We start from the raw sequence: 24,824 nt of genomic DNA, 5'->3' as shown, positions 1-24,824 counted from the left end.
TTTTACCTATCTCTGTCAATTCGAACATCGAAGCGCATTCAATTCTATTTATTTATTCGTGTGATTGAAAATAGTTGGCTGCGGCCGAATTGAATTCATGAGCATTCCTGCACTAGTTAGAAAAACAATGATCAAAAAACAATACTTTTAAGCGGCTGTGAACGTAAGCCTTAATGCGAAGATTTATCCGAAGATGTGCTATTTTTTAACAATTCCTTTTGCAGTTTTAAGGATTGTTCCAGCAAATCATTATTGCGCTGCTGGGCTTTCAGCAATTTTTTGGTTTCTTCCAACTGAGCATTGTAGCCGAATGCTTCAGAGGCGTTTTTCACAAGGAATTTATTGATTAGTTTCACAAAAAAGAAAACGCAGGCCGCGATCGCACATAAGGTGAGGACGTTTTCAAAAACAGTTCTGAAAGGATCCAGCACCAGTCTGAGATTGGCTGTATGGCGCGGTGAAAATAAAAGCAGCGACATAAAATAAAACAAGTTCGATGCCAGGCTGATGACGCTTTTGATTAAATCGGTCAGGCTGCCGCCGACGATCACACCAATTGACAGCTGAATGATCGTTGGCGAGGTAATAAATTTCCGAAACTGATCGGCCTGTTCGCTGGCCAAAGTATCTTTAAGCTGGATTTTAAAATTCTTTTTCATCAGATTGCTCCTGTCAACTGTATTACTGTCTATTTTTCCATGAAAAAACCCGCTAATCAAGCAGCGGGTTTTAAATATGATGATTTATCTTCAAACTAATTGCATCAAGATCGGTACAACAATGATAAACAAGACAGTCGAAGTGGTCACAACATTCGTGGCATATTCAACATCCCCATGGCTCTGTCCGACCAAAATAGGCAGGACCGCCAATCCTGGAGCAGCCGATTGAATAATCAAAGTTGATGATTCCAAGGATGGCATACCAGCAGCAAACAAATGCAAAATACCAATCATTAAGGCTGGTGCAATGATAAAGCGGCCGATCAGGACAAGAATCGAATCTCGGTCAAAATGAATTGATTTCAATCCAGCATCGGCCAGCACAATGCCGATATAAATCAGAGACATCGGTGTGACAATCCCGCCAACCGTAGAAAAAGTCGTATCAATCCAGGCCGGTACTGGAATGGCCAGCAATAAGAACACCAGCGAAAACAGGAAACCAACTAAAGGCATCGGCAGTAGTTTTTTCCAATTAAAGGATGTTTTGGTGCCTTTGTCTTTTGTCGGATCATCAGCTGAAATGAAGAAGACGCCAATCGCCCAAGTCGAAATCGTATTCATAACATAATAAATCAAGAAATAAGGCATAGACTTGCTGCCAAACAAAGCCAGATTCAAAGGCAGGCCAATGAAAATCGTGTTTGCGTTGACAAACATATTAATAAAGGTACCGCGCCGTCCAGCACGAATTCTAAATATTTTTGTCAGTAGATAAGCAATGACATAACCCAAAAAGAAGCTGGCGGCCGCAAATAACAATCCGCCTGACAGAGACACCAGTCGGCCGCGCGTCAAATAACGCAGCACGCTGACAAAAATCGATAAAGGCAAAGCAATATTCATAATTAAATAAGAAATATTGCCTTTAAAGGAATCGCTCAATTTGCCTGAGCGCCGCAAAATATATCCCAAAGCGATGATCAAAACAATTTCAACTACGCTTTGAACACTTGTAATAAAGGCATTCATTAGTATTCAGGCTCCCACTTCAAATCATCAACGGCCTTATTAACGTCTGCAATCGGCTCTCGGTTTAATCCTTGTTCAACGGCTTTTTTAGCTACAGCAATCGCCAGGGTGCGCGAGAATTCAGCCAGCTTAGCAACTGGTGGCAAGACAGCGGCACCAACCTTGCTAGTATCAACAATGCCGCCCAAACTATGAGCAGCGGCTGAAATCATTTCCGGCGTTAACAATTTGGCTTGTGCAGCAATCGCGCCTAGACCCAGTCCTGGATAAATCAAGGCATTATTCGCCTGGCCGATTTGATAGGTTTGACCTTTAAAACTGATGTCGGCAACAGGCACGCCGGTCCCGATCAAAGCTTGGCCATCGGTCCATTTCAAAATATCCTCGGCTTTGGCTTCGGCTAATTTTGTCGGATTAGAAATGGGGAAAATAATCGGACGAGCTGTGTTTTTAGCCATTTCCTTAACGACTTCTTCTGTGAAAGCACCCGGCTGCGTTGAAGTTCCAACCAAAATCGTCGGGTGAATGACCTTAACAGCAGCAGCTAAATCGGTTAAATCAGATGCATTGACAAAATCTGCCCGTGACGCTGCGAAAGGTTTTTGTTCAGCAGTCAAAGTGTTGTCGTCATCAAAGAGCAAGCCTTGTTTGTCAACCAAGAAGAAATGCTTTTTGGCTTCCTCGTCGGATAAACCTTCTTGAACCATTTCTTCATGCAGCTGCTTGACAATTCCCATACCGGCAGTTCCGGCACCAAAACTCATGTAAGTCTGATCCGTCAGCTTTTCGCCGGAAATTTTTAAAGCACCTAAAACGCCGGCTAAGACGACGATACCAGTTCCCTGGATATCATCATTGAAAGTGGCGATCTTGTCTTCATATTTATTTAAAATCTCAGCTGCATTGGAACGACCGAAATCTTCCCAGTGCAGGTAGAGATTCGGGAAAAGTGTTTCAGCCTGATCCACAAAGTGATCAATAAAATCACTATATTTTTGCCCGCGTACACGTTTGAAACGATTGCCCAAATATAAAGGATCGTTTAACAGTTTTTCATTGTTCGTGCCAGCGTCAATCACAACTGGCAGCACGGTTGCCGGGTCAATGCCGGCAGCAGCTGTATAGACCATCAATTTTCCGACAGCGATATCGACACCTTGGACGCCCCAATCGCCGATACCTAAAATACCTTCAGCGTCCGTCACGACCAAAAGCTTGATATCACGGCCGTTAGCAGCGTGCTTTAAGCTATCTTGAATATTTTCCGGATGCATGATGTCCAGAAAAGCAGCGCCTTGTGTTTGCACAAAAAGACTGGAATAATTTTCGACTGAATCGGCGATCGTCGGGTCATAGACGATCGGCATGAATTCAACCACGTGCAGAGAAAATAGTTTATAAAATAGCACATGATTCGTGTTGAAGATTTCCATTAAAAAGAGGCGTTTTTCTAAATTAGTCTCTTTACTTTGAAATTGTGCGTAAGTCTGGTCAACTTGCTGCTGCAAACTCTGAATTTTGGCTGGCAGCAGTCCGTTCAAACCGAGTTCTTTACGTTCAGCTTCCGTAAAAGCCGTGCCCTTATTTGTAAAAGGGTCGTTTAAAATGCTTACTGGATCTGTCATATTTCTCTCCTAACAAACCCGATCAGCATAAACTTGTGCATCACGCATAGTCAAAATTTATAAATACGATAAAATTAATTTATATGAAATTGACAGACCTTGAGTACTTCAATAAGTTAGTGGATTTAGCTTCTTTCTCAAAGACGGCCGCTTTTTTCAATGTCAGCCAGCCGACGATTTCCTATGCAGTTCAACGTTTGGAACATGAATTTCAGCAGAATTTAATCATCCGCAGCCGTTCTCATGGCAGAGTTCAATTGACAAAGGCTGGCCAATTGCTGCAAATGCACGGTCAAAAAATTATGCAGGATATCCTGGCTGCTCATGAAGAAATCGATCGTCTGGCACTGCCGACATTAGAATTCGGCTTACCGCAGATCATTGGTAATTTTTACTTTCCGAAATTAATTAAGCATTTTATTAACAGTGCCATGTTTCAAAATATTTCCACCCATGAAGCGGGTTCAGGTCTACTGTTAAAAGCACTGCAAAAACATCAATTGGATATGGCACTGCTGTCATCAATAGAAACTATCAGCATGCCCGGCTGGCAGACAGTCGAGATCGATCGGCGGCAATATAAGATCGTGGTTAATCGCCGACATCGGCTAGCCAAACAGAAAAAAGTCGCTTTTGCAGATTTAAAAGATGAAAATTTTGTTGCTTTAAAAGAAGGATTCGTCCATCCGATTGCTTTTCGTCGATTAGAAGAAAAATATCGCATTTTCCCGAAAATCATTTACGAATCACCGGATATCAATATTATTAAAAAAATGGTCGCAGAAAACACTGGAATTGCTTTTCTAGCTGAAATTGCCGTCAGCCCAGCAGACAAATTAGCGACACTCGAGATCGCTGCAGACAAAACGCCAGAATTTATAATCAGTCTCGTTTACCGCAAAGATTTGCAAATGGAAGAGATTGATCATTTTGCTCACGAATTAAAAAAAGAAGTTACAAAAACCCGCTGAATTGAGAATAGCGGGTTTTTAATTTATTTCGTTGCGTTGAATGTTTGCGTCAGCCATTGGTCATAAGCAGGAATCCAGCCGTACCGATAACCATATCCATGATGGATGCCTTGTAGGACTCGGCTTTGGACTGGAACGCCCGCCTGCCTTAGGGCTCGGATATTGGCCTGGAATTCATCGACAAAGGGATCTTCAGTTCCATAGCAGAAATAGGTCGGCGGCAATTGACCGCGGCGCAATTCATTGACATTGCGAGAAGCGATACTCAGCTGACCATAAAAGGAATAGATCATACCATCAGCAGCGACGTCAATCGGAATGCGGTCCAGGCTGTCGGGCTGGTATCGTTTATCTAAAGCCTGGCCCGTGACTGTGCTATCATAATTCAACAGCATTTCACCGGTTAAAATACCACCGGCTGAGAATCCCATGACAGCAATGTTCTTTTTCGGAAAACCGTAAACATCGGACTGTGAACTAACATAGCGGACACCGCGGCCAAATCCAAGGCGCCTTCCTGCTGTGTATATGGCAGCACACGATAATTCACGACAAAACTCACATAGCCTCTTTTGGCCAGTTCTTCGGCGACCGGATAGCCTTCATTGACATTGCTGCGAAATTGAAAAGTACCGCCAGCACAAATTAAAACGGCGCCTTTGATTTTTGTGCCTCTTGCTACTGGAAAACTAATCATGTTCGGCCGGAAATTAGCACCGTCATCATTGCCGCCAGCGGCTTTATAATCCGTCTGTGTGGGCACATTATTTTTCTGCCAGAGATCAAAGGTCTGATGACGATGCGCATCGGCTTTCAAAGTTGGCGACACGACACCAGCCAATGGTGCTTTAGGCCTGCCTTTGTCTGTGCTCGATTCGCCTGAATTTCGAGGGTTTGGATTCTGAGCAGCCGAATTTTGATTGCCTGTAGAGCTTTGACTCGCCTGATTTTTTGATGCAGGAGTCCAAAATGGCCGTAAAAGAAAATAACCAATAGCCGCAATCACGACGAGAGCGGATAATGCGATAATCCATCGATTTTTTTTCAAAAAAATCACCTCTTTTGATTGGGAGCCAGCTGCCGTTCCCAAAAAGCCAAAGCTGAATTCTGCCAGCCCTCGGCACTAGTCCCGATTCCTAAAGCAAAACCATGTTCCAATCGCGGAAAATGATGAAATTCAGCTATCACACCGGCCTTTTTCAGATTATTGATGCGTTGGCGCATGATCGCCGGTGGGACAATCGCATCATCATCGCCCACTACGGCATAAGTTGGCGGATCAGTCCGACGAAATTCACTGCGCGACGTATATTGCATGATTACAGCTGCCGGCCGGCTTTTGAAATCAGCACCAAAGGTATCCGGCCCATAACTGGCAATATCTGCAGCCATTCTAGCGCCAGCTGAAGCGCCCCAGACTGAATAATTTCTTAGGGAGACTTGCAGCTGTTTCTCATTGCAGGAAATAAAAGCCAGTCCGGCAGCCAAATCTTCCGCAGCTTTTTGCTCGCTGCCAAGACGATATTGGACGCTAAAAGGATTGTAGCCCTTTTGACTCAATGCTAGTGCTAGAGGCATACTTTCATGAATCGCACCGACATATTCAAAACCACCGCCGGGGCTAATAACAGCTGTAGGCGCGTTTTTCCGGCCACGAAAGAAAAATAAGCCGCTATTGCGTTTTTCGGGATCTTTTCTCATTTCGGCTTCCGAATAGATCGGATAAAAGACCTTTTCCTGCCGCTGACGTGCCTGAATCAAATCATTCACGACACGCACGGTCGAGGCTGTGTCGATATGGCTGTGATAAGGCAGCAGTGGCTGAATATCATCCAAACGCATGTCACGATCCGGCAGCTGCTGATTAATTGGGAAAATGAATTCTGCAAAATCTTTAAAAGCCGGCAGGCCGATCACATCACGCACGGCCGTCTGTCCAGTAACCAATTGACCCTTTTTTAAAGAACCGACAGGTAATTTCAAACGTCTTTGACTAGATGCTGCCTGGTCAGCTGGTGCTTGCTGATTAGATCGTAAATTGATTGTGACAACCATCGCTGTCAGACCAAGAATGGCAATGACAATAAAGGCATATATTGCGTGTTGATACTTTCGCATGCGGGATCTCCTAAGGTCTTTGAATTGGAAAGGCTGTTTGGTGGCGAATCGCAAACAAATCTAATCTGGGTCATAATAGATGGTGTGTATTAAACGAACTTTAAGCGAGCACAATCGATCGAGAAAAAATGAGCTTATCTAAAAAAATCAAAGATCTTTTGCACAATCAGCCACCCAAGACTGAAAATCAAGACGATCCGGCAGCAGCAATCTCAGGCGACGGCCTAGTCCGTTTTCACTTACTTTTTTCTGGCCGTGTTCAACAAGTAGGCTTTCGCTACGAAGCCCAGCAGCTGGCGATCACCCTGAAGCTGACCGGCTGGGTGAAAAATTTATTTAACGGCCAAGTCGAAATGGAAATTCAAGGCCAGCCTGAAAAAATTGAGTCATTGATCAATCAGTTGTCGACCGTTGGCTGGATCAGAATTGATAGCGTTGAACGCCAGCAACTACCCGTCGACAGGCAGGAAAAACAGTTTATCGTCACAGGCTAGCTATTAGCCCTTCGGCTCAGACGCCGGAAAAACAAGTGTATCTTGGCACGCAGATGCTGGTAGGCCTGGTATGTGTGTCGCGAACGTTCTAGTTGTTTGTAACGGCGCGGATTTTTTTTATAAAACTGCTGATGGAAGTTTTCTGCAGGCCAAAAAGTGCCAGCCGGTTCAATCGCCGTGACAATCGGTTGATCATAAAGACCAGATTTGGCCAAAGCTGTTTTAGAAGCCTGCGCGATCTGTCTTTGTTTGGCATCGCGAACAAAAATGACTGGTCGGTAATTGTCCCCACGGTCAGCAAACTGCCCCAAAGCATCCGTCGGATCCGTCAGCTGCCAATAAAGCGCCACGAGATCTTCATAATGAACAATCCGTGTGTCAAAAATGATTTCCACAGCTTCAACGTGCCCAGTTCCGCCTTGCAAGACTTCTTCATAACTGGGATTTTGCGTGTGTCCACCTGTATATCCTGACAAAACCAACAGAATACCCGGCTTATTTTCAAAGGGCTCGACCATACACCAGAAACAGCCGCCGGCAAAAATGGCCCGGTCGACATAGTCCGGGTCTTTTTCATAATGCCTGGACAAATCAAATTTCGCTTCACTACTGGCATTGTTCGTAAGTTTTAAATAAAAATCGGACAGGTCAGCCGTTAAATTATTGCGGGCCGCCAAGGGACGAAGCTGATATTCTAGATCAGACAAAGCTCCCTTTAAAGGACGGCCAGTTTCAGCTGCCTTTTTACCTGTCAAAAGCTGTTTGCGCTCCCAGTCACGTGTGGCTGGATTTAAAATCAAGTTATAAATGTCATTCAGGATGTCTTCAGGATCGTTTATCATCTGGAGCACCGCCTTTTCGCTGAGGATGAAATCAGCTTCTGTCTTCATTATAAGGCGACGGCTGCCGACACGATTATCATAGAGATTATGGAGAAGCAGGAAAACATGGAAATCACAAAACTCATCACAGAATCTAGGAATCCCAACAGTATGCACATCGACCGTATGCCGACAATTGATCTGGTTAAGACCATCAACGCTGAAGATGCTAAAATCGCCAAAGCCGTAGCTAAACAATCCCAGCAGCTTGCCCAAGCCATTGATGCAGCCAGCAGTCGTTTTAATCAAGGCGGCAGGCTGATTTATTGTGGGGCCGGCACTTCTGGGCGTCTAGGTGTCTTAGATGCCGTTGAACTACTGCCGACTTATGGCCTGGATCCTAAACGCGCAATCGCTTTGATGGCTGGTGGACAATCAGCTATGTACCGCGCCGTCGAAGGTGCTGAGGACTCAGCCGATCTGGCTGACAAAGATCTGGCCGCCTTGCAGTTGTCTGAAAAAGATACTATCATTTCTCTAGCAGCCAGCGGTCGGACGCCTTATGCGATCGCAGCCGTTCGTTTTGCCAAACAAGCAGGCGCTTTAACGGTCGCCGTGACCTGTGTAGCAGACAGTCAACTCAGCCAATATGCCGATATCACGATCGCGGCCGTAACTGGGCCAGAAGTTGTCACAGGATCGACGCGCATGAAGGCCGGAACAGCTGAAAAAATGATTCTGAATACGTTATCGACGGGCATCATGATCAAAGCTGGCAAAGTCTATGAAAATCTCATGATTGATTTATTGGCAACAAACGCTAAATTGGTCGAGCGCGCAATCAATATCATCCACATCACCAGCGGCTGTGACTTAACAACAGCCCAAAACATTTTCCAACAGGCCAAACATCAACTGCCGCAAGCTATCATCATGGCCCAAACAAAATCCGGTTATCAGACTGCCGACAAATTGCTGCAGGCTCACGCTGGCAATGTTACGGCGGCTATCGCAGATTGGCAGGCTGAAAATGATGCAGAATAGTCAGGCGATCGCCGACTTAATGCGTGGCGCGATTGCCGATCAAGCTGTGTATGGTGTTTCTTATGCCTTGATTGGCAATGACGAAAACGAATCCCATTTTCTGGGCTTTCAAGGAGAAAATGCTGATGCTATCCCGATCGAAGCCGGCATGCGTTATGACTTGGCTTCTTTGACAAAAGTTGTCGGCACAAGCAGCCGGATTTTGCAGCTGCTGACTGCTGGCAAACTGCGTTTACAAGACCCAATCGGCCGTTTTATCAGCGGCTTGGACAAACCTGAAATCACAATCAGACAGTTATTACAGCATCGTAGCGGTTTGCGAGCCGACATTGCTCATGTCTGGGATTTTGACCGCAGCAGCTTAATTAAAGCCGTCAAACAAATGCCGCAACTGTGCCCAACTGATACAAAAACTATTTACTCGGATCTGAACTTTATGCTGCTCGGCTGGCTAATTGCTAAAATTGATGGCGATCTTTCAAAAAGCCTTCAGGAACATATCTTTAAGCCTTTAAATATGACAGATACAGGCTATAATCCCGACCAACACAATCTGGCAAATATCGTTCCGACTGAATACCAAGCCCAGCGCGGCGGTATCATTCGCGGTGTTGTTCATGATGGAAAAGCTCGTTTATTAGATGGCGTCAGCGGACATGCCGGCCTGTTTTCGACAATTAAAGATCTAACACATTTTTCGCAAATGTATCTTCATGACGGCCAATACCAGGGTCAGCAAATCTTACCATCAAGTGCTTTTCAGCTTTTGTCTGATAACGTGGCAGGCGGCCGGACGCTTGGCTGGCGCTGCTGGTCGCAACCAGCTGGATTAAAATTGTGGCACACAGGATTCACCGGGACTTCGATTGCGTTAGATTTAGTTAATCAAAAAGCCTTTATCTGTTTGACCAACCGCGTTTACCCAACCCGAGAAAACAAGCGCTGGCTCAGCTGGCGTTTAATGGCGATTCATGCTTTTTACGGCCAATCCGCGATGCAAATCCAATGACAAAAAAACGAGCCTTTCGACTCGTTTTTCATTTATTCTTATTCATCTTCGTCATCATCGACATTTGCAAGCTGTGCTTTGACATCGACAATCCCATCTTTGCCCATGCTCAGCAGCTGGTCAAAATGCAGTGCGCCGCCCAGCAATTGCTGATTGGCAAATTCGATGACCATCGGCAGATTCATACCCGTAACCACATTCAGTTGAGGATAGACAGCCAGCAATTTACTTGTGACATTAGCCGGCGTGCCGCCCAACAAATCCAGTGCAACGACAATATCAGAACCAGCCGCGTCTTCTTTGATGACAGTTTCAATCTGCGCCTGCAGTGTATCCGGACTCATACCCGGCTGCAAACTCAGCGCCGTGACACCTGCCACTTTGCCGACAATCATTTCTGCACTTTGCAGCAAGGCCTGAGACAAAGGACCGTGACTGACTAAAATTAACTTCATTGAACCTCCTTGTTTACATTAAGCAGCTTTGCCCAAAAGACCCAATGCCGAGCAGACAACGGCCACAATAATCACAATAAAAATCGCACGCGTTGACGTCATGCGTTTGCGGCCCAACATCCAGTATATAAGCCAAACAGCCAAACCAGGAATCAGTTTTGGCATAATCATATCCAAATGATCCTGCAGATTGATGGTCATCTTTCCGATATGAGCAACAAAGGGAATATTAACATTAATCAGGCTGGCGACCAAAGCACCTACAACATAGACACCCAGCAAAGTGGCCGCATTAGTCAAAGCATTCATCTGCCCTTGCAGCTTGGTCACAAGGGTAATACCACCTTTATAAGCGAAAGCCAGCTGACGCCAGCGGAAATACATAATTGCTAAATTCACAGCCAGCCAGATAAACAGGCCTGACGCGTTACCTTGGACAGCCATATTCGCAGCGATGGCACCAATGATCGCCGGAATCAAAGAAGCAAAAATCGTATCGCCAATTGCAGCCGTCGGACCCATGAGTCCGTTTTTCAAACCAACGACAGTGGCTAGAGAATTAACACCCTCTTTTTCTTCCAAGGCCAGATCAACACCTTGAATCATCGTATTCAGATAAGGATTCGTATTGAAAAACTGATCCTGCACGCGCATGGCTTGTTTTAACTCCGGCGTATGATCACCATATAATTTACGCAGCTGCGGCAGCATGATAAACAAATAACCGGAACCCTGCATCTTTTCATAGTTCCAGCCTAACTGGTTCATGAAAAGATTTCGCCGGTTCATCTGCCGGAAGTCTTTTTTGGTTAACTTGTAATTAGTCTTCGTCGCCATTGATCTCACCATCCCCATCATCATTTTTAGGTGCAGCTGCTGTGCTATGAGAGGCCGGCAGTTTGCCCACCTCTTGTTTGTAAGCATTCAAAGCCAAGGCAAAACCAATCAAGGAAATGGCTACCATCGGCATGGCACTGAAACTGTTCGTAAAGCCCTTGGCAACAGATGCAAGGCCTGTGCCCAAAGACTGAATATTTGTGAAGACTGTGCTCAAAAGTGCTGTTAACGTAAAGCCCAAAATCAAATAGGCAAAATGTTTTTTAACCGGCAGATAACGCAGCAGAATCGCAAAACCAACAGCTGGCAATAAAGCGCCCGCCGTTGCCAGACCATTACTGAGCCAGACCATCTGTGTATTCAGCACTTTCACAATTTGTGCAACCAGTCCGCCGCCGAATTGTAAAGCAATAAAGACTGGGATACCGCGGGACAAAGCCCAAGGAATCGTGCCATAAAGATAGTTACGTTCAAAACCGCGATAGTTTTCCTCTTCGATCATTTTGTCGACCCGGTGCTGGAAGAAGGTGTTTGTAAAACGTCCTAAGACATCGGTCTCAATCATTAAAGAAGCTACCGGCACACCAATTGCGGCGACGGCCGTTTGGGCATTCATACCGGAACTAATTGAAAAAGCCGTGGCCAAAATCGTGCCAGAATTAGCATCGATTTTAGAGGCACCGCCAAATGTCCCAACACCCAAAACAGTCAGCTGCAAAGAACCACCGATGATCAGGCCTTGAGTCATGTTGCCCATTATGGCTCCAGTAATTAATCCGGCCCAGACTGGCTGTGCCAGAGAGGAAATAAAGGTCAGATCATCAATAATTTGATACATTGAATAAATCGTTAACAGGATTACCTGCCAAAGCAAAATTTGCCCACTCATGCTACTACTCTCTCCCTTATCTTACTTGACTAAATTTGTGTAACAGCTGCATCAAATCCAGCAATGGATCACTCGGCACCATTTGGACTGTCAGATTGACGCCTTTATCATGCAGTGCCATAAAAGCGTCAACATCTTCCTGCAGAACGTTAATTGATTTGGTCAGCGGACGCGTCCCCTCCGACTCGGACATATTGCCGACATTGACATCTGTAATCGCCACGCCAGCTGCAAGCAGATTGACAATCACTTGCGGTTTACGAGCTAGGATAAACACGCGCTGACTGTCATAGCGTCCCTTCAGGATATGATCAATCGCTTTTTCCTCATTTAAAATACTTAAGTTAACACCAGCTGGCCGAGCCAACTTAATCGCCGCCTTTTCAATTTCTGAATCGGCTGTTGCATTATCAATGACCATGATCCGAGTAGGCTTGATCACACTCGTCCACATATTCGCCACTTGCCCATGTAACAAGCGCCCATCAATTCTCACCGCTGCAATTGCCATACTTTCACCTTCCATCTAAAATCAGCTTCCCGGCTGATCCCTGTTCTCCTAGGTACATGCCCGAATTTTAGCCTACCTGGCCGATAAATCCTGAATGATTGTTAGTAAAACTAACATTGGTCTATATAGTTCACACAAGAAAATCACTGGCAAAAAAGCGGTCAAGTTTAATTCGATATAATCAAGTTGTCACCAGCTTCTACTAGCAGATTGAGGCCATCCAGTATGATTATTAAAATCCCGAAAAGATTAAAAAAAGGGCTGGATTTGTTTATCCATTATTTTCAGCAGGCCGATATTTCAAACAACGCCATCGTCTTAGCTTATTACCTGCTCTTATCTTTGCCGCCGCTTCTTTTGGTCTTAGGCAATCTATTGGCCTATCTGCAGGTGAGAAACGCGGACGCCATCAGCTACATCCTGCAAGTAACGCCGGCCGGCATGTCGGGCTATCTCAAACCCATCATCAGCTCTTTTCTCAATCAAGGCAGTAACGAAAGCTTATCTTTGGGCATTTTAATAGCCGTCTGGTCGGCTTCCGGCATGATCGCCACATTACGAAGCTGCTTTAACAAAATCTATCAGCCGAAAAAGCAAGAGAATCCGCTGCTATCACGAGCACTATCTTTTCTGCTGCTGGTCTTGGCTTTGCTGGCATTTGCGAGCCTGCTGACTTTGATCATTTTTGGCCAATACTTGTTAGACTTACTAAAAATTGACTGGCAGCATGCCTCCTTTTGGCTTTTAGAAATCGTTCAAGCCAAGAATCTGCTGGCCTTTGCTGGCTTTTTTGTCCTATTGTGTTCTCTATATTATTTCGTGCCCGAGACAAGGCCTAAAGCCAAATATGTCTGGTTAGGTGCCTTGTTTACCGATTGCTGCTGGTTCATGATGGCCGCGCTTTTTCAAAATTATGTGGCATTATTCGCTCATGGCATTTCTTCTTATCAGACGATCGGTACCTTTATTATTCTCATGTTCTGGTTAAACTTTTCCAGTCTTTTTCTGCTGTTAGGAGCTGTGATTAACGCCTGCTATCAAGCCTACTTTGAGCCGGGACGGCCAAGAAACAGCCAAGTCAAACGATCGTAAGATTTATATATTATAATTAAGTTATTATCAGACTATTTTGTAGGTAGAGTTTCACTTTTCACGCCATCGACAGGAGGTGACGACCTATGAATCTGAAAAGAATGTCGCTTTTATTACTCACGCTTTTTTGTGTCATCTCAATTGCCGTTTTAGAATTTGCCAATTACGGCTCGACCAGCAATAGCCATACGATTGAATTTTTCAATCAAAAACCCGAGGTCACGAGCGGCTATCAAGAGCTGGCTCGTTTATACGAGAAGACACATCCCAATATTAAGGTGAAAATTACGACCGTGGGAAACGGCAGTGGTGCTTCGGCTTTACAAGCCAAGTTTGTTTCCGGGGATGCTCCTGATATTGTGATGCTGGGCGGCTTGCCGGAAATTGACCGTTATCATAACCGCCTGCTAAATTTGGACAATCTGCCCATTCAAAAGAAAATTGTCCCGTCCTTAAAAAGCGGCGGCCGGATATACGGCCACAGCCTTGGCGTCGCTGTTGATATTGAAGGCTACGGTTGGGCATATAACAAAGCCGTATTCAAAAAAGCCGGCATCGATGCCGGTCGGATCAAGGACTATGCCAGTTTCAAAGCAGCAGTTGAAAAATTAAATGCCCAGAAAAAAGCACTCGGCCTCTCTGGTGTTTTTGGTTTTAACGGTGCTGACACAAGTTCAATCACATCATTTTCAGCACAGTTTTTGTCCCAGTCTTATCACAATAATCTGACAAAAGCCTACCGCAGCCAGCACTTAAACTGGCGTTATAGCAAGCGAATGGCAGACTATGTTGATTTGGTCAAACGCTATAATGTCAAGCCGATTTTGTCAGTTCGATATGACGCTTCTGTCCAAGATTTGTTTTTTCATGGCAAAGTAGCCATGATTCCGCAGGGAAACTGGATTATTCCGACTTTGGACGAGGCCCAAAAAGGTTTTTCGGCGAAAAATCTTGGCATGCTGCCTTATTTCGTCAAAGGCCAGGGACAAATTATGACCGGATCCTCTTGGTATTTAGGTATCACCAACGAACATCCGCAGCGGGAAAAGGATGCCAAGGATTTTCTTCAATGGCTTTATAATTCACCCGAAAGTGAAAAAGTGATTGTCCAGCAGATGCGCTATGTCCCGCCAACAATCAATTTTGATCTGAATAAATTACCAGATCCGCTTTCAAAAGAAATTTATCGGATCGGTACTGGCAAACATGCGCAAGTTCCCGTGCACAAACAGTTTCCCAACGGCTTTAATCAAGAAGCTATCGGTCCAAACATGCAGCGTTATTTTGCAAATAAGATCAGCTGGCAGCAGTTCGTACAACGCACTGAATCACAGTATTATCAGCTGCGGCAGATCCAAGGAGGCAAGTAAATGTTTCAGAAAAAATATTATTACTGGCTTTTTGTCCTTCCCAGCCTGCTTCTCATTAGCATCATTATTCTAATCCCCTTTTTAATCGGCATCTATTACTCTTTTACAAATTCCAACGGTATCACAGCTTCATGGATTGGCTTGAAAAATTACTTTCTGCTATTCAGCGATGCCAATTTCCTGCAGAGCTGCTGGCTGACCTTCCTATTTTCACTTTTGTCAGTCGCCGGTATCAATGTGATTGCGCTTAGTTTCGCGCTCCTCGTCACTCGTCAGGATAATCGTTTCACTAAATTTCTACGAACAATCTTCTTCATTCCGAACCTGATCGGCGGCATCCTGCTGGGATTTATCTGGCAATTTATCTTTATTCAGGTCTTTGGTGCTCTTGGCAGTCAGCTGCATCTCTCCTTTTTTAGCGGCTGGCTAAGCACGCCTGAGAGCGGCCTTTGGGGCCTGGTCATTCTCTTCTGGTGGCAGATGAGCGGTTATATCATGCTGATTTATGTTGCTTTTCTCAATGCAATTCCGCGCAGCACGATCGAATCGGCAAAACTAGACGGCGCCAACGAAGGCCAGATCTTCTGGTGGATCAAACTGCCGCAGCTGGCCCCGGCCTTCACGATCAGTCTTTTCTTAACGCTGGCAAACTCTTTTAAACTCTACGAGCAAAACCTGGCCTTAACTAACGGCGGCCCTTACCGGTCAACGGAAATGATTGCGATGAATATTTACAACACGGCATTTGTCAACTACCAGCAAGGTTACGCGCAGGCAGCCGGTATTCTGCTCTTTATCTTCGTGGCGTTGATTTCCTTTGGCCAGCTTTACTTCTCCAGAAAGGGGGAACACCAAAATGAAAGCTAAAGTTGTTAAAAACATTACCTGGATTATCAGCATCCTGTTGGCATTAATCTGGTTATATCCTTTCGTGATTGTGTTCATCAATTCGCTGAAAACAAAATCAGACTTGTTCAGCAATCCATTGATGTTGTCCCGGCCGACTTTCGGCAACTACACTGAGGCCTTCCGCTCTTTGAACTATGTCCAAAGTTTTTTCAATTCGGTTTTAATCACGGTCACGAGTGTGTTACTGATTACACTGCTGGCTTCGATGACAGCCTATGCTTTGGCTCGAACACACGGTAAAATCAGCTCAATCATTTACTACCTTTGTGCGGCCACAATGCTGATTCCTTTTCAGTCGATTATGATTCCGCTGATTTCCATTTTCGGGCGAATCGACTTTTTGAACCGGATCAGCCTAATCCTTATGAATACAGGATTAGCTTTGAGCTTATCGATTATTTTGTATTACGGAGCCTTTCTAGGCGTCCCAACAAGTATTGACGAGGCAGCCATGATTGATGGCGCTAATACGGTCAAGGCTTTCTTTTCAGTTATTCTACCGTCTGTCTCACCCATGACCGGAACCGTTGTTATCCTGAATGCCATGAAAATATGGAATGACTATCTGCTGCCATCGCTCGTGATTAACAAAGACGGCATGTACACAATTCCGCTGCGTATGTATTTCTTCTTCGGTGAAAACAATAGTAACTGGCAGTTGGCGCTAGCAGGACTCGTGCTGGCAATTATTCCAATCATTATTCTCTTTATTCTGCTGCAGAAACAGATTATGCAAAGTGCCACCGAAGGGGCAATCAAATAATCGCTTAATCGCCAATGACAACTTTTGTGTTAAAAGGAACATTTTCATAGAACCATTTGGCGTCAGGCACAGTTAGACGAATGCAGCCATGAGAGGCTGGATGACCCAGTTTCTCAGCTTCGGCCACATTGTAACTTTTATCAGCACTTGTCGGCACACTATGAAAAAGATAAACACCATGATCTTTAAAAGAGACCCAATAATTAGCACCTTCATTTAAGGATGGATTGAAAAAAGAAGGCCCGCGTTCAGCCTGAATATAAAAAGTTCCTGTTGGTGTCGTATTATCCAAGCCTGATGAACAATACATCGTATAGAGAATTCGGCCGGTTTGCGATTTAATATAAACACGCTGTGCCTTCAAAGAAACCTGCACCCAAGTGCCGGGGTTTTCCGAGAAAACAGGATAAGCCTTCTTTTCAGACGCGGCCTGCCAATCAATTTTGACAGGAAGTGCTTTTTTGACCGGTGTCCTGCTGCCGGATGCAGCGGTCTGACTCTTCTGTGATTGTGATAGCAGGGACGAACTTTGACCCTGAGTCCTTGCCGCATGCGGACGAACCACAAAAAAGAGTGTAAAAACAGCCGCTAATAATATAACCAAAGCAGATAATACAATTAGTTTTCTTCTTGCCATTACAAAGTTAATTCTAGCCTAGTTGCTGATTCAAAATAGACAGGCGTGCCAGTTTTAAAGGAATATTAACGTAGATAACGCTGTTTTAATTCAGCCAAACTATCCTGATTCAAACCGATTATCTGTGTGAGATAGGCTTGCAGACTGCCAGCCACCTCATTCATTGCTGCAAAAGCGTTGGCAAGATAATCTGGGTCTGTCATGATAAAATGTTTGGCATTATCGATATCAGCCGCCGAAGCCCCTTGGCGAACCATTTTGGCCAACTCAGCTTCATTTTCAGGCTGATTAAATTGATCAGTTAACGCATAATCCCGAAAAACTGTCTCTTTATCAACACCAACTGCAGATAGAAAAAGTGCCGAGGCCAAGCCAGTGCGATCCTTACCCTTTGTACAATGAAATAACAAAGCGCCTTGACGGTCATCCAACAAATATTGAAAGAAAGCCTGCAGTGTCTGCTGAGAAAATTCATCGACCACCATATTGCGATAAGTGGCCATCATCCGTTCATAGGCAAAACCGAATTCATGTGCCTGGTGCTGAAAGTCATTGGCATCAGCCGTGGAATTGGTTGTATCCTCGTTTAACAAAGGCAGTTCAATCTCTTCAATTGACTCCGAGTAGGCATCTGGATCATTCAAACGTTCGTCTAGGCTTCTAAAATCAATCACGCGTGCAATCTTATGATGCTTAAGTACTTTTAGATCATGAGTTGAAAAATCGGCCATTTTGGCGCCACGAAAAAGACGACCCCAGCGGACCTGTCGATTGTCAACCGTCGAATAGCCGCCCAGATCCCGAAAGTTGCTGCCACCTTTGATGTTTAAAATACGTTTCTCGAACATATCACCTCAAAAAGAAAAAACCGCTATCGCGATTTAATTATTTTGTGCCGAATAAACGATCTCCGGCATCACCCAATCCTGGTACGATGTAGCCTTTATCGTTCAAATGATCATCCAGTGCTGCTGCAAAAATATCAACATCCGGATCAGCCGCTTGGACAGCTTTGACACCCTCGGGTGCCGCAACCAGAACCATTAATTTAATATAACGAGCACCACGCTTTTTTAAAGCCGCGATCGCATCTTTAGCCGACCCACCTGTCGCCAGCATCGGATCAACCACGATGACTTCACGTTTCTCAATATCTTCAGGCAGCTTGATAAAGTATTCATGCGGCTCCAGTGTTTTCTCATCTCGATACATACCGATATGACCGATGCGAGCTGCTGGAATTAATTTGACAACACCATCGACCATACCTAATCCCGCACGCAGAATCGGCACAACCGCCACTTTTTTTCCTGTTAACTGCTTGACGATCGTGTGTGCGACCGGCGTGTCAATCTCGACATCTTCCAGCTGCATATCACGACTGACTTCATAGGCCATCAAAGTGGCAATTTCGTTGACCAGCTCGCGAAAATCTTTTGTGCTCGTATTCTTGTCACGCAAAATCCTCAATTTGTGCTGAATCAACGGATGATCAATAACTGTAAATTTAGACATTTTAGAACCCTTATCTATCCTATCATTCCAAATGAAAATGTTGGCCGCCAGCTGACTTTTCCAAACGATTCATGTAAGCTTCGCCGATGCCTTTTTTCGCTAGACCTTGGACATAGATTCTCTGGATACTGTCACGGTCGTCAAAAGCGCGCAAGGCAGAAAACAATTCCTCAGCAGCTGAATTAGCATCCTTTCCTAATGACCAGCTTCGTTCTTTTGGAAGATCGAACTTCGCTAATATGTCCGTTAAAGCCAAGACTGCATCACTGGATTTCAGCACAGTTTTTAGTTGTTCGGCATCTTCAGCCTGAAAAATAACCACGTCTTTGCTTGGCGCATAATGACGGTATTTCATGCCGGGTGCTTTTGGGGCAACGCCCTTAGCAACTGTAATTGGTGAGCTAGGGTCGATGACTTTTTGGCCAATCACTGCCGCAATTTCATCAGCTGTGACTGCACCAGGACGTAAAATCGTGGCATCAGGGACTGATAAATCGACAATCGTTGACTCAACACCGATTTGCGAAGGGCCATCATCAATCACAGCATCAATTCGGCCGGCCATGTCATGCATGACATGTGCAGCTGTTGTCGTTGAGGGCTTCGTTGACAAGTTGGCAGATGGGCCAACGATCGGATTGTTAAAAAGACTGATCAGATTTCTCGTCACTTGGCTTTTAGGATTACGAAATGCGGCTGTTGGCAAACCGGCCGTGACATTACTTGGCAGAATTTCATCATCAAGTAAAGGCAGAATCAAAGTCAAAGAACCCGGCCAGAAATGCGCAATCAGTTTCTCAGCCCGCTGATCTAGTTTGGCAAAACGACGCAGCATCTGGTCGTCAGAAACGGTCACGATTAAAGGATTGTCATGAGGCCTTTTTTTGGCTGCAAAAACTTTATCAACTGGCTCGGACTTTGTCGCATCAGCACCAATGCCGTAGACTGTCTCAGTAGGAAAGGCTACCACGCCCCCTTTTGCCAAAATATCAGCCGCGCGCTGAATATCTTGATCATTCGTATGTAATAGTAATGTCACTTCAATTCCTCCATGCAATAAAACGATTAAGGCCAGCCATATCTTGAAAGACTTCCGGCTGGGCCTTGGGAAAACTAGCTTGAATTAGTTTGGAAATCGCCGGCCCTTGGGCATCATCCATTTCAAAAATAGCATATCCATCCTTTTTTAAATGGCTAACCATTTCCGGGATTAAGCGGCGGTAAATAGTCAAACCATCTTCTCCAGCAAAGAGCGCCTGATGAGGCTCATAATCCAATACCTGCTTGTCGACACTGTCAGCGCCTTGCGAAATATAGGGCGGGTTAGAAACGATCAAATCAAATTGGCCGGTGACATTGTCCAATAAATCAGATAAAACAAATTTCACATTGGAAGCTGAGAGATTTTGTGCGTTTTCCCTGGCCAAATTCAAGGCTTTCCTGCTGATATCAACTGCTAACACTTTTTCCGCTTTTAACTCCAAAGCCAGGGTAATGGCGATATTACCGCTGCCCGTGCCGACATCTAAAATAGAAAAATCCTTCTCCAAGGGCAGCAGAACCGCATCTTTCACATGATCAATCAGTTCGGCCGTCTCGACTTCCGGAATCAAAACTCGCGAATCAACTTTAAAATGACGCCCGTAGAAATTCGCAAAACCCAAGACATACTGAACCGGTTTGCCCGAAACAACCTGCTGGAAATCCGATCTTAACTGTTGTTCTTTGTCGTCCGGGATTTCATCTGAAAATTTCAGGAGCAGCTCGGTATTATTTAAGTTTAATTCACCACGCAAAAAAAGATCGATTGTTTCAAAATCAATCGACGTTTTAAAAAAATCATTTCTTATTTTGCGTAAAGTCGTCATGTTCCCTATTATAGTTAAATCATTTCCTCGAGCTGCTTTGTCTGGTCAGCAATAATCAGAGCGTCGATGATTTCTTCTAAATCACCATTCATGACACGATCTAATTTATTCAAAGTAAAATTGATGCGATGATCCGTCACACGGTTTTGCGGAAAATTATAAGTCCTGATGCGTTGAGAACGATCGCCGTTACCAATTTTAGTCCTTCTTTGCTGATCATAGAGCTCACGATTTTCTTGAGAAAAATGATCGTAAACACGCGAACGCAGAATCTGCCAAGCTTTAGCCCGGTTCTGCTGCTGAGAACGCTGCTCCTGCATTTCCACTTTGATACCCGTCGGCAAATGCACCAGTCGAACGGCCGAACTCGTCTTATTGATATGCTGGCCGCCGGCTCCCGAAGAGCGATAGACATCTTCGCGCACATCTTTAGGGTCAATTAAATCGTCACTATCAATATCTTCAAATTCCGGCATCACTCCGACTGTGGCCGTACTCGTATGAACACGTCCCTGCGTTTCCGTAACGGGGACACGTTGGACACGATGGGCACCGGATTCGAATTTGAGCTTGCTATAAACTTTCTCACCGGAAATATTGGCTACGACTTCTTTAAAACCACCAGCTTCGCCAGGCGTCTGATCAACAATTTCAAACTGCCAATTCTGAGACTGCGAGTAGCGTGCATACATGTTCAACAAATCGCCGGCGAACAAATTAGCTTCATCCCCGCCTGCGGCACCCCGGATTTCAATAATAATGTTTTTATCATCATTGGGATCCTTTGGAATCATCATCAGTTTCAGTTCGTCAGCCAGTTTTTCTTGGGCGGGTTCTAGTATAGCCAATTCCGTTTTGGCTAAATCAGACATCTCCTTATCAGCCAAAAGTTTTTTATCGTCTGCGATTTCCTGGGCATTTTTTTTGTACTGCTGATAGCTTTCGGCAATCGGCGTGATCTCGCCTAATTCCTTGGCATATTTTGTGTATTTATTACTGTCGGCCGTGACTTCCGGATCTGCCAGCAGTTCGTTTAATTCGTCAAAACGATCAACAACCTTTTCTATTTGGGCAAAAAATTTATCCATCTCTTCTAGTATACGTGCTCGCTTTTAAAAATTTCAGTCACAACATTTCCTTATCCAATAACAAAAAACCAGTCGTCACGGCTGGCTGATTTGTTTAAAATTTCCGAAAACGCGCATAGCGCTGATCAACTAATTTTGCAGCTGGCATCGCAAATAATTCTTTAAATTCGGTGACTAACTGCTGTTTTAAAGCTGTGATATCCAACGGTTCAGCAATAATCTGGTCGACAATCCCATCATCCAGCAAAGCCTTGGGCGTCAGACCCATTAATTCAGCCGCTTCCGCAGAGCGCTTAGCATCTTTCCATAAAATTGAGGCAAAGCCTTCCGGAGATAAGACCGAATATTCACTATGTGCTGTCATCCACACCTGGTCAGCACTAGCCAGCGCTAAAGCGCCACCACTGCCGCCTTCTCCAAAGATCAAAGCAATCACAGGTACTTTTAAAGACATCATGGTCGCGATACATGAAGCAATGGCTTCGCCTTGCCCGCCTTTTTCAGCATCGACACCTGGAAAAGCACCCGGCGTATTGATCAAAGTTAAGACAGGCCGGCTAAAACGTTCAGCCTGTTTCATCAGGCGAATCGCTTTGCGGTAGCCCCAAGGTTCTGGACTGCCAAAATGTGTAGCCAGACGATCTTTGACCTCAATCCCTTTTTGCGTGGCAATCAATGTGATTGGCTGATCGGATAGACGCCCAATACCAGCAATAATGGCCGGATCATCACCGCTATGACGGTCACCATGGAATTCGTGAAAGTCTGTCAGCAGCTGGTCAATGAACTTTCGACTGTCGCTTTTTCCATCACTGCGGGCCTGTTTGACAACTTCGGCGGCAGAAATGGCTTTCTCTTCTGTCATATCGCTGCCCCCCATATACGCTGTTGATTTAAAGCCAGCAGAGATTCAAGTTCCTGAGTTAAATTCTGGCGCGGGACGATTTCATCGACAAAACCGTTTTCCTGCAGTTTTTCAACACTTTGAAAGTCGTCCGGCAATTTACCACCCGTTGTCTGTTCGATCACACGCCGGCCTGCAAAGGCTACCAGTGCCTTAGGTTCGGCTAGTGTAATGTCGGCTTCCATAGCAAAACTCGCCGTCACGCCGCCAGTGGTCGGATCAGTTAAAACGACAATGTATAATAATCCCGCCTCGGCGTGACGGCTAACAGCTGCCGTAATTTTAGCCATCTGCATCAAGGAATGAATCCCCTCCTGCATCCGCGCACCGCCAGAAGCAGTAAATAGAATAACCGGCAGTTTCTGTTCAGTGGCTCGTTCAAAAAGTCGTGCTAGTTTTTCTCCGGTCGCTTGGCCTAGACTGCCCATCACAAAAAAAGGATCCATGATACCGACTGCAGCCAAATACTTGTTCAAACGAGCGCGCCCAGTCCAGACACTTTCGTTTAACTTGGTAGCTTTTCTGGCCTTAGACAATTTTTCCTGATAGCCGGGAAATGACAAAGGATCGGAGCTGACAACATCTTCATCCCATTCAGTCACGTCATTGGACAAGATTTTCAATCGTTTCCTAGCTGGAATCCGAAAAGCATAACCACAATCAGGACAAATTTCCATGCTGCCTAGACGCCGATAATAAAAACGCCCGTGACATTTCGGACATTCACGTATGATCCCTGAAGGAATCTGTGATGAGTATGTATGCAGCAGCTTATCGGTCTGCTGTTTTGAGAAACTTGTTAATCGGTCGAACCAAGTCATGAAGCCTCCTTCTCAGTAAATTTTTGTTTCCAAAAAGGCAAAAACTCTTTTTCGATATAATCGGTTGTCGAACTGTCCTGAACAACTGCCGGGGCATGCATTAAATCACGCTGATAATCAAGATTTGTTTTAACACCCTCGATCGACATTTCAGCCAGCATACGATCCATAATTGATAATGCTTCTGGTCGGTCTTTTCCGTGAGCAATCAGCTTAGCGATCATCGAATCATAGAAAGGCGGAATTCTGCTGCCAGAATCCACGCCAGAATCAATGCGCGCACCTGGGCAGCCCAATGGAAAATGAATCTTCTTAATCAGGCCGGCTTGCGGCATAAAATGATGCCGCGGATCTTCAGCGTTAATCCGGCACTCAATCGCACTGCCATCAATATGAATATCCTTTTGCTGCAAACGTAAGGCCTCTCCGGCCGCAACGTGAATCTGCATTTTCACAAGATCAAGTCCTGTTACCATTTCTGTGACCGGGTGTTCCACTTGAAGACGCGTATTCATTTCCATAAAGTAGAAATGATGCTGGCTGTCCATTAGAAATTCAAAAGTACCTGTGTTCAAATAATCAATCTCATTCGCAGCTTTAGCCGCTTGAGCTAATAAAGCCTGGCGTTCTTGTGTATTAATTAAAGAACAAGGACTTTCTTCAACCATTTTCTGGTGTTCACGCTGTAAGGAACAATCACGCTCCGGAAAAGCCAGTACGTGGCCAAAAGCATCGCGCATGATTTGTACTTCAATATGTTTCGGGTTTTCGATCACTTTTTCCAAATACATACTGTCATCATCAAAAGAAAGCTTTGTCTCGTGTTGGGCATCAGCAAACTTCTGACGAAGATCCTCTGCACTGTTGATCACACGAATACCCTTGCCGCCGCCGCCAGCCGCCGCCTTTAACATGACTGGATAACCGATCTCATCTGCAACCTGTAAAGCCGCATCGACAGATGTAACAGCTTCTTCACTGCCTGGGATGACCGAAATACCATGTTTTTTCATCGTATCGCGAGCATTGGATTTGTTACCCATTAACTCAATTGTGTCAGCTTTAGGACCAATGAAAACCAAACCGCACTCTTCACAAATGCGCGCAAACTCAACATTTTCAGATAGAAAACCGAACCCTGGATGAATGGCATCAGCACCTGAAAGGACAGCTGCACTGACGATATTTTGAATATTCAAATAAGAATCCGCCGGTTGCGGACCGCCGATGCAGACAGCAATGTCGGCCAGCTGAACATAAAGACTGTCGCGATCAGCTGTTGAATAGACCGCAACAGATTCTATTTTCATTTCACGAAGTGCTCGAATAATTCGAACTGCTATCTCGCCACGGTTGGCAATCAAGACCCGTTTAAACATCATGTTTACC

28 protein-coding genes are annotated in these 24,824 nt (G+C 45.0%); 8 read left to right on the top strand and 20 right to left on the bottom strand.

Annotated features, from left to right (window positions below):
• Nucleotides 1-170: 170 nt before the first annotated feature.
• The 3 genes from NRF22_RS05240 to NRF22_RS05230 form a co-directional block, all read right to left on the bottom strand.
• Complete coding sequence (locus tag NRF22_RS05240) at nucleotides 171-659, bottom strand: MscL family protein (protein ID WP_263779529.1); 489 nt, start codon at nucleotides 657-659, stop codon at nucleotides 171-173.
• Between the two features lie 90 nt (nucleotides 660-749).
• On the bottom strand, nucleotides 750-1,694 hold the full coding sequence (locus NRF22_RS05235; protein ID WP_007744381.1) for an AEC family transporter: 945 nt from the start codon (nucleotides 1,692-1,694) through the stop codon (nucleotides 750-752).
• On the bottom strand, nucleotides 1,694-3,319 hold the full coding sequence (locus NRF22_RS05230; protein ID WP_263779528.1) for a malolactic enzyme: 1,626 nt from the start codon (nucleotides 3,317-3,319) through the stop codon (nucleotides 1,694-1,696). The genes NRF22_RS05235 and NRF22_RS05230 overlap by 1 nt, the downstream gene beginning before the upstream one ends.
• A gap of 83 nt (nucleotides 3,320-3,402) precedes the next feature.
• Here NRF22_RS05230 and NRF22_RS05225 point away from each other — a divergent pair, with 83 nt between their 5' ends.
• Entirely contained in the window at nucleotides 3,403-4,290 is an 888-nt protein-coding gene (locus tag NRF22_RS05225) for a LysR family transcriptional regulator (RefSeq protein ID WP_263779527.1), read from the top strand.
• Between the two features lie 23 nt (nucleotides 4,291-4,313).
• On the opposite strand, the gene NRF22_RS05220 is transcribed toward NRF22_RS05225, so the two are convergent.
• Genes NRF22_RS05220 through NRF22_RS05210 form a run of 3 tightly spaced genes read right to left on the bottom strand, consistent with a single transcriptional unit; the run spans nucleotide 4,314 to nucleotide 6,408 of the window.
• On the bottom strand, nucleotides 4,314-4,721 hold the full coding sequence (locus tag NRF22_RS05220) for an alpha/beta hydrolase (RefSeq protein ID WP_263779526.1): 408 nt from the start codon (nucleotides 4,719-4,721) through the stop codon (nucleotides 4,314-4,316).
• Nucleotides 4,694-5,338: a hypothetical protein gene (locus NRF22_RS05215; RefSeq protein WP_263779525.1), complete on the bottom strand. Its 645-nt coding sequence runs from the start codon at nucleotides 5,336-5,338 to the stop codon at nucleotides 4,694-4,696. Before NRF22_RS05215 ends, NRF22_RS05220 begins: the two co-directional genes overlap by 28 nt.
• Before the next feature lie 5 nt (nucleotides 5,339-5,343).
• Entirely contained in the window at nucleotides 5,344-6,408 is a 1,065-nt protein-coding gene (locus NRF22_RS05210) for an alpha/beta hydrolase (protein WP_263779524.1), read from the bottom strand.
• A gap of 128 nt (nucleotides 6,409-6,536) precedes the next feature.
• On the opposite strand from NRF22_RS05210, the gene NRF22_RS05205 reads away from it, so the two are divergent.
• The gene (locus NRF22_RS05205; RefSeq protein WP_263779523.1) at nucleotides 6,537-6,902 is read left to right on the top strand and encodes an acylphosphatase; all 366 of its coding nucleotides are present in this window, start codon (nucleotides 6,537-6,539) and stop codon (nucleotides 6,900-6,902) included.
• Here NRF22_RS05205 and msrA read toward each other — a convergent pair.
• Nucleotides 6,899-7,744: a peptide-methionine (S)-S-oxide reductase MsrA gene (msrA, locus tag NRF22_RS05200; RefSeq protein WP_263779521.1), complete on the bottom strand. Its 846-nt coding sequence runs from the start codon at nucleotides 7,742-7,744 to the stop codon at nucleotides 6,899-6,901. The genes NRF22_RS05205 and msrA overlap by 4 nt on opposite strands.
• Nucleotides 7,745-7,849: 105 nt before the next feature.
• Between msrA and murQ the strand changes: the two genes are divergently transcribed.
• Together murQ and NRF22_RS05190 are read left to right on the top strand one after the other, a co-directional pair.
• Nucleotides 7,850-8,767: an N-acetylmuramic acid 6-phosphate etherase gene (gene murQ / locus NRF22_RS05195; RefSeq protein ID WP_007744396.1), complete on the top strand. Its 918-nt coding sequence runs from the start codon at nucleotides 7,850-7,852 to the stop codon at nucleotides 8,765-8,767.
• Nucleotides 8,754-9,776, top strand: coding sequence for a serine hydrolase domain-containing protein (locus NRF22_RS05190; RefSeq protein ID WP_263779519.1), 1,023 nt, complete (start codon nucleotides 8,754-8,756; stop codon nucleotides 9,774-9,776). The genes murQ and NRF22_RS05190 overlap by 14 nt, the downstream gene beginning before the upstream one ends.
• 38 nt (nucleotides 9,777-9,814) lie before the next feature.
• Here the strand turns inward: NRF22_RS05190 and NRF22_RS05185 are convergent, their stop codons facing one another.
• The 4 genes from NRF22_RS05185 to NRF22_RS05170 are packed head-to-tail and all read right to left on the bottom strand — an operon-like array spanning nucleotide 9,815 to nucleotide 12,468.
• The gene (locus NRF22_RS05185; protein WP_007744399.1) at nucleotides 9,815-10,231 is read right to left on the bottom strand and encodes a PTS sugar transporter subunit IIA; all 417 of its coding nucleotides are present in this window, start codon (nucleotides 10,229-10,231) and stop codon (nucleotides 9,815-9,817) included.
• An 18-nt stretch (nucleotides 10,232-10,249) separates the two neighbouring features.
• A complete protein-coding gene (locus NRF22_RS05180) occupies nucleotides 10,250-11,068 on the bottom strand; it encodes a PTS system mannose/fructose/sorbose family transporter subunit IID (RefSeq protein ID WP_263779518.1) in 819 nt (272 codons plus the stop codon).
• Nucleotides 11,052-11,957 (bottom strand): PTS mannose/fructose/sorbose/N-acetylgalactosamine transporter subunit IIC, encoded by a 906-nt coding sequence (locus NRF22_RS05175; RefSeq protein ID WP_007744401.1) that lies wholly within the window; start codon nucleotides 11,955-11,957, stop codon nucleotides 11,052-11,054. The genes NRF22_RS05180 and NRF22_RS05175 overlap by 17 nt, the downstream gene beginning before the upstream one ends.
• Before the next feature lie 16 nt (nucleotides 11,958-11,973).
• Nucleotides 11,974-12,468, bottom strand: a complete 495-nt coding sequence (locus tag NRF22_RS05170) for a PTS system mannose/fructose/N-acetylgalactosamine-transporter subunit IIB (protein WP_007744402.1) — start codon at nucleotides 12,466-12,468, stop codon at nucleotides 11,974-11,976.
• 225 nt (nucleotides 12,469-12,693) lie between these two features.
• On the opposite strand from NRF22_RS05170, the gene NRF22_RS05165 reads away from it, so the two are divergent.
• From NRF22_RS05165 to NRF22_RS05150, 4 genes are all read left to right on the top strand, one after another.
• Nucleotides 12,694-13,560 carry a YihY/virulence factor BrkB family protein gene (locus NRF22_RS05165; RefSeq protein WP_007744403.1) on the top strand — a complete coding sequence of 289 codons (867 nt, stop codon included), beginning with the start codon at nucleotides 12,694-12,696 and terminating at the stop codon, nucleotides 13,558-13,560.
• An 86-nt stretch (nucleotides 13,561-13,646) separates the two neighbouring features.
• On the top strand, nucleotides 13,647-14,930 hold the full coding sequence (locus tag NRF22_RS05160; protein ID WP_263779516.1) for an ABC transporter substrate-binding protein: 1,284 nt from the start codon (nucleotides 13,647-13,649) through the stop codon (nucleotides 14,928-14,930).
• Nucleotides 14,931-15,797: a carbohydrate ABC transporter permease gene (locus tag NRF22_RS05155; protein ID WP_263779515.1), complete on the top strand. Its 867-nt coding sequence runs from the start codon at nucleotides 14,931-14,933 to the stop codon at nucleotides 15,795-15,797.
• Entirely contained in the window at nucleotides 15,787-16,602 is an 816-nt protein-coding gene (locus NRF22_RS05150) for a carbohydrate ABC transporter permease (RefSeq protein ID WP_263779514.1), read from the top strand. The genes NRF22_RS05155 and NRF22_RS05150 overlap by 11 nt, the downstream gene beginning before the upstream one ends.
• A 4-nt stretch (nucleotides 16,603-16,606) precedes the next feature.
• Here the strand turns inward: NRF22_RS05150 and NRF22_RS05145 are convergent, their stop codons facing one another.
• The 9 genes from NRF22_RS05145 to NRF22_RS05105 all read right to left on the bottom strand — a co-directional run bounded on the left by NRF22_RS05145 (nucleotide 16,607) and on the right by NRF22_RS05105 (nucleotide 24,814).
• Nucleotides 16,607-17,239, bottom strand: a complete 633-nt coding sequence (locus NRF22_RS05145) for a L,D-transpeptidase (protein ID WP_263779513.1) — start codon at nucleotides 17,237-17,239, stop codon at nucleotides 16,607-16,609.
• 65 nt (nucleotides 17,240-17,304) lie between these two features.
• Entirely contained in the window at nucleotides 17,305-18,087 is a 783-nt protein-coding gene (locus tag NRF22_RS05140; protein ID WP_263779512.1) for a tyrosine-protein phosphatase, read from the bottom strand.
• Nucleotides 18,088-18,124: 37 nt separating this feature from the next.
• Entirely contained in the window at nucleotides 18,125-18,754 is a 630-nt protein-coding gene (gene upp / locus NRF22_RS05135; RefSeq protein ID WP_263779510.1) for a uracil phosphoribosyltransferase, read from the bottom strand.
• Between the two features lie 22 nt (nucleotides 18,755-18,776).
• Nucleotides 18,777-19,793, bottom strand: a complete 1,017-nt coding sequence (locus NRF22_RS05130; RefSeq protein ID WP_263779509.1) for an L-threonylcarbamoyladenylate synthase — start codon at nucleotides 19,791-19,793, stop codon at nucleotides 18,777-18,779.
• A 1-nt stretch (nucleotide 19,794) separates the two neighbouring features.
• Entirely contained in the window at nucleotides 19,795-20,622 is an 828-nt protein-coding gene (gene prmC / locus NRF22_RS05125) for a peptide chain release factor N(5)-glutamine methyltransferase (RefSeq protein WP_263779507.1), read from the bottom strand.
• A 14-nt stretch (nucleotides 20,623-20,636) separates the two neighbouring features.
• Entirely contained in the window at nucleotides 20,637-21,710 is a 1,074-nt protein-coding gene (prfA, locus tag NRF22_RS05120; RefSeq protein ID WP_263779506.1) for a peptide chain release factor 1, read from the bottom strand.
• 94 nt (nucleotides 21,711-21,804) lie between these two features.
• Complete coding sequence (gene accA / locus NRF22_RS05115; protein WP_263779505.1) at nucleotides 21,805-22,575, bottom strand: acetyl-CoA carboxylase carboxyltransferase subunit alpha; 771 nt, start codon at nucleotides 22,573-22,575, stop codon at nucleotides 21,805-21,807.
• Nucleotides 22,572-23,435, bottom strand: a complete 864-nt coding sequence (locus NRF22_RS05110) for an acetyl-CoA carboxylase carboxyltransferase subunit beta (RefSeq protein WP_263779503.1) — start codon at nucleotides 23,433-23,435, stop codon at nucleotides 22,572-22,574. Before NRF22_RS05110 ends, accA begins: the two co-directional genes overlap by 4 nt.
• Nucleotides 23,432-24,814 (bottom strand): acetyl/propionyl/methylcrotonyl-CoA carboxylase subunit alpha, encoded by a 1,383-nt coding sequence (locus NRF22_RS05105; protein ID WP_263779722.1) that lies wholly within the window; start codon nucleotides 24,812-24,814, stop codon nucleotides 23,432-23,434. Before NRF22_RS05105 ends, NRF22_RS05110 begins: the two co-directional genes overlap by 4 nt.
• Between the last annotated feature and the right edge of the window lie 10 nt (nucleotides 24,815-24,824).

This window comes from Oenococcus kitaharae, assembly GCF_025758695.1.
GTDB lineage: Bacteria > Bacillota > Bacilli > Lactobacillales > Lactobacillaceae > Oenococcus > Oenococcus kitaharae_A.
Note: the sequence above shows the minus strand (reverse complement) of the source record. Positions and strands in the feature narration are given on the sequence as shown.